We start from the raw sequence: 5,124 nt of genomic DNA on the forward strand, positions 1-5,124 counted from the left end.
CGCCGCCGCCGCGGCCGCGCCTGCGGCCAGGTAGGGCGAGCGCAGGAAGAGCTCCCACCACGCGGCCATCACCGCGAGGCCGCCCAGGCTGTAGATGGCCGCCCACCCCGCGCAGCCGGGCAGCATCGCGACCAGGTAGCGCCCGAACCGCATGCGCATGGCGCCCGCCGCCAGGTGGATGGCCGTCTGCACGCCGATGGTGGCGTAGGAGGCCGTGACCACGGGCGGGCCGAAGCGGTTGATCAGCCGTTCGGCGCGGGTGAGGCGGTCGCCGATGCGATCGGCGATGCGCGAGCGGTGGATCCCGGCGCCCAGGCCGCGGCCGATCCAGTAGATGGTCTGCGTGCGGGCGAAGGCGATGGCGAAGAGCGCGGCATAGCCGATCCAGAAGGGCCGGCCGTCCAGGAACCCGTAGTCCATCGCAACCCCTCCGGAGTCACTGCAGTCACCGCACTCGCCGCACCGGGCGCCCGAACTATGTTATGCCTAACCTAACTTCCGGCATAGGCGGCAGGCGCGGATGCGGCCGGGGCCGGGCCGCGGCCTCCGGGCCGCGGCCGCCCCGAGCGGATCGCCGTCCGGGTTCAACCGGCCGCCGCAGGCTCCCCGCTGCGGGCCGTTGCCGCGATGGTGCCCGACCCCAGCACGGTGTCGCCTTCGTAGAGCACGGCCGCCTGGCCGGCGGCCACACCCGTGGCGGGTTCGTCGAGCCGGATTTCCAGCCGGCCGCCGCACTGCTGGGCCGTACAGGAGTAGATCTCGCCGTGGGCGCGCAACTGCACCGTGCAGGCGGTGGGCTCGGTGAGCGGGTCGCTGCCGCTCCACACCGGCCGCTCGGCGGTGATCTCGTCGACCTGCAGCGACTCGCGCGGGCCCACGGTCACCGTGTTGTCGACCGGCTCGATGGAGAGCACGTAGCGGCGTTCGGCCGCGCCGCCCAGGTTCAGCCCCTTGCGCTGGCCGACCGTGTAGGTGTGCGCGCCCTGGTGGGTGCCCAGGACGTCGCCGGACTCGTCCTTGATCGGGCCGGGCCCGCCGCCCAGCCGATCGTTCAGGAAGCCCGCCGTGTCGCCGTCGGCGATGAAGCAGATGTCGTGGCTATCGGGCTTGTCGGCCACCGCCAGACCGCGGCGGTCGGCCTCGGCCCGGACCTCGTCCTTGGTGCAGTCGCCCAGCGGGAACATGGCGTGGGCCACCTGATCGCGGTCGAGCACGCCCAGCACATAGGACTGGTCCTTGCCGGTGTCGACGCTGCGGCGCAGCCGGCCATCGAGCTTGCGGACGTGGTGGCCGGTGCACACGGCGTCGAAGCCCAGCGCAATGGCGCGGTCCAGCACCGCTTCGAACTTGATCTTCTCGTTGCAGCGCAGGCACGGGTTGGGTGTACGCCCCGCGGCGTACTCGGAAACGAAGTCCTGCACCACGTCGCGGTCGAACTCCTCGGCCATGTCCCAGACATAGAACGGGATACCGATCACATCGGCGGCCCGCCGGGCATCGCGGGAGTCCTCGGCCGTACAGCAGCCGCGGGCGCCGGTGCGGTAGGACTGCGGGTTCTTGGAAAGGGCCAGATGCACACCGGTGACGTCGTGGCCGGCCTCGGCGGCCCTGGCCGCGGCGACAGCGGAGTCGACGCCGCCGGACATGGCGGCCAGTACACGCATAGTCATAGCCCCTCCAGCCTATGCGCCAGCGGGGCCCGGCTTCGACCGGTTCCTCCGGCCCGGACACCCGGTCCGCTCCCCCGGCCCGCCGCACCGCCCGCGGACACGCCGCCGTGTGGCGCGCACGCCGCCGGGCTCTGCCAAAATCATTGGCATGGCATTGTTCCGTCGCCGCCGCTCAGCGCAGTCCGACTCCGCCGTCGCCGTTGACGAGTTCTGGCGCCAGTGGCCGGACTTCCGCGGCCCGCTGGCGGCCTCCGTCGACAGCGGCGCCCCGCTGCCCGAGGACGTGGCCGAACGGCTCACCGCGGCGGTCCGGCGCATCCACCCCGAGGTCAGCTGGGAGGCCGGCACGGCGCCGGCCGGCTCGGCCACCGGGCTGGGCGGCACCGGCGACCTCGGGCTCGACGACGAGAGCGACCCCGACCGGCTGCTGGAGCGCATGGCGGCGCTGGACGACCCCCTGTCCTCGCTTGAGGGCAGCCCCGGCTACGCGCTGACCCTCACGGCCGGACCCGACGACCAGGCGCGGATCCTGACCGAGCGGTGGGCGCGCGCAGCACCGGAAGAGCCGGGGTGGAGGTTCTTCCCCGCCTTCCCCAGCGACCACGACCGGCTGGGCAAACCCGTCGAGTGGGACGAGCACGAACTCGACCTGTCCCACTCCACCGTGTCCATGCGGGTCGACCAGCAGCGCAACAAGGTCGAGGTCGGCGTCTACCACCCCGACTTCATGTTCCTGGCCGAAGAGACCCGCCAAGGCGTCGCCGACCATGTCGTGATGCTCGCCTTGGGCGAGGACGACTACGTGCGCTGGATCTCCAAGGTCGAACCGCTGGTCGAGAAACCGCTCGACCCGCTGCCGCCCACCTCGATGCCCGCGGTGGTCCAGCAGATCGCCGGCACACTGGGCAGCGGCGGCTGGGTGACCCTGCAGGGGCGGGTGCCGCTGCGCGGCATCATCGAGATCACCGTGCGCCATCCGCTGCACCGCCGCGACTTCCCGGCGCTGACCCTGTATGTGCACGTCGCGCTGTCCTACGCCAACAGCGACAGCGACCGGCTGCCGACCGAGCCCTCGACCACGGCGCTGGAGGAGTTCGCCACGGGCCTGCGCAACCTGCTCGGCGACAACGGCGCGCTGCTGGCCCAGCAGACGGCGGGCGGCCAACGCCAGTTCTACTTCTACCTCGACCCCGACTCCGGGATCCTGAGCGATTTCGAGACCGCCGTGCGCGAGTGGAGCGAGGGCCAGGCCACGCTGCAGAGCCGTATGGATCCCCAGTGGCAGACCATCGAGCAGCTGATGCGCCCGATCCGCCGCCAACTGGAGGGCTGAGGGCCGCGGCCATACGCTGCGGCGCCGGTTGCCGCCGGCGGTCCCACACGCCCCATCGGCCGGTCCCGCGGCACAACCGCGCGGTCTGCGGGCACTTCCGCCGCGTTCGAAGAGTTCAGCACTGAGACGAATCTCTTCGTCCGGCAGGCGGAGTGCACTGCGCGCTGCACGCTTTGCGCCCCCTCTCTTTAGCGAGAGGAAGGGCGGGGAGGCAACGGCGGCGACCGGCGGAAAGCAGGAGACCGATGGCTGCGGAAACCCCCTCGGCGGGAACCGGGAAAACCCGATCGGCGTGGCAAGGCGGCGCCGGCCCCGTACCGCTCGCGCGGTTCTACGCCTATGTCCGGCCGCACCGCGGCGCATTGCTCGTGGTGCTGCTGCTCACCCTCGGCGGGAGCGCGGCCGGGCTCATGCAGCCGCTGCTGGCGTCGAGCATCATCTCCGCCCTGCAGGACGGCGGCGACCTCACCACCCCCGTGCTGCTGCTGGTCCTGTTCGTGGTCTGCGCCGCGGTCCTGAACGCGGCGCAGATCTGGTTCGGCGAACGCGTCTCCCAGAACATGGTCATCGGCGTCCGGAAAGGCATCATCCGGCGGCTCATGCGGCTGCGCGTCGCCGAGTTCGACCGCGGCTCGGCGGGCGACCTCACCACCCGGGTCACCTCGGACAGCCAACTCCTGCAGCAGGCGTCGTCCTCCGGGCTCATCCAGGTCGTCAACGGGGCCCTGACGCTGGTTGCGGCGCTGGCCATCATGGCGGTGCTGCACCTGCCGCTGTTCGGCATCACCAGCGCCACCATGGTCGGAATCGGGATCCTGACCGTCTTCTTCATGCCGCGTATCCGGGCGGCGAGCGATGCCGCCCAGCAGGAGATCGGCGTCATCGGAGCGGCCCTGGACCGGTCGCTGGGCGCCGCGCGCACGGTGAAGGCCAACCGGGCCGAGGAACGCGAATCCCGCTCCGCCGAGAAGGCCGCCGAGCGCGCCTACACGGCCGGGATGCGCGGCGCCCGGTACCAGGCGGTCATCGGTGTGCTCTCCGGACTGGCCATCCAGGTGTCGTTCCTGGTGGTCCTGGGATTCGGCGGGGCCTTCGTCGCCGCGGGCACCCTCGAACTCGGCGTCCTGATCGCCTTCCTGCTCTACCTGTTCCGCCTCGCCGCCCCCGTCCTTGCCCTGGTGACCGGCTGCGGCACGGTGTTCCAGGGGCTCGGTGCGCTGCGCCGGATCGACGACGTCTTCGACAGACCGACCGAGGACGACGTCGACGGCGGCGCCGGCGAGAGCCGGCCGCCGATGCGGCCGCCGGCCCTGCGGCTGCGCGACGTTTCGTTCGCCTACCCCGACCGGGGCGAGGTCCTCTCAGCGGTCTCCTTCGACGCGCCCGCCGGCGCGCGCACCGCGCTGGTCGGCCCTTCGGGAGCCGGCAAGACCACGATCTTCTCGCTCCTGCAGCGTTTCTACGAGCCCGACAGCGGCCGGATCCTTTTCGACGACCTCGACATCGGGACCCGCCCGCGGTCGCAGGTCCGCGACCTGATCGCCTATGTCGAGCAGGAGTCGCCCATCATGGACGGTTCCATACGCGAGAACCTCCGCTACGGCGCACCCGAGGCGGACGACGCGGAGATCGACCGCGCGCTGCGCCAGACCCGGATGGCGGAGTTCGTCGCCGGGCTCCCCGAAGGGCTGGACAGCCCGGTCGGCGCGCGGGGGGTCACCCTCTCCGGCGGTCAGCGCCAGCGTCTGGCCATTGCCCGCGCGCTACTGCGCCGGCCCGCGGTGCTGTTGCTGGACGAGGTCACCTCGCAGCTGGACGCCCGGAGCGAGGCCGCCCTGCAGCAGACGGTCGAGGACATCGCCGCCGAATGCACCGTGGTGCTCATCGCCCACCGGCTGTCCACCGTGGCCTCCGCCGACCGGATCGTGCTGGTGGAGGACGGGCGCGTGCGCGCGGTCGGCGACCATGCGTCCCTGCTGGCCGAGGACTCGCTCTACCAGGAGCTGGCACGCACCCAACTGCTCGCGGCCGAGCACCTCGCGCCGCAGCCCCCTACTGCCACCTAGATCGTTGATGGGAGTTTCCCGAACCGGCTGCGGGCATGGCGAAGGGCGCCGAAGA

The 5,124-nt window shown here is 72.0% G+C and carries 4 protein-coding genes; 2 read left to right on the plus strand and 2 right to left on the minus strand.

Features of this window, described 5'->3' with window-relative positions; all coding sequences use genetic code 11:
• Both ACYVD5_RS11315 and mnmA read right to left on the minus strand, forming a co-directional pair.
• Positions 1-420: DedA family protein (locus ACYVD5_RS11315; RefSeq protein ID WP_461000937.1), on the minus strand; the 420-nt coding region annotated here is incomplete at its 3' end.
• 164 nt (positions 421-584) lie between these two features.
• Positions 585-1,670 carry a tRNA 2-thiouridine(34) synthase MnmA gene (mnmA, locus tag ACYVD5_RS11320; RefSeq protein ID WP_461000938.1) on the minus strand — a complete coding sequence of 362 codons (1,086 nt, stop codon included), beginning with the start codon at positions 1,668-1,670 and terminating at the stop codon, positions 585-587.
• 148 nt (positions 1,671-1,818) lie between these two features.
• On the opposite strand from mnmA, the gene ACYVD5_RS11325 reads away from it, so the two are divergent.
• Together ACYVD5_RS11325 and ACYVD5_RS11330 are read left to right on the plus strand one after the other, a co-directional pair.
• A complete protein-coding gene (locus ACYVD5_RS11325) occupies positions 1,819-3,003 on the plus strand; it encodes a DUF695 domain-containing protein (protein WP_461000939.1) in 1,185 nt (394 codons plus the stop codon).
• Between the two features lie 245 nt (positions 3,004-3,248).
• The gene (locus ACYVD5_RS11330) at positions 3,249-5,069 is read left to right on the plus strand and encodes an ABC transporter ATP-binding protein (protein ID WP_461000940.1); all 1,821 of its coding nucleotides are present in this window, start codon (positions 3,249-3,251) and stop codon (positions 5,067-5,069) included.
• Positions 5,070-5,124 lie beyond the last annotated feature (55 nt).

This window comes from Streptomonospora sediminis, assembly GCF_054778995.1.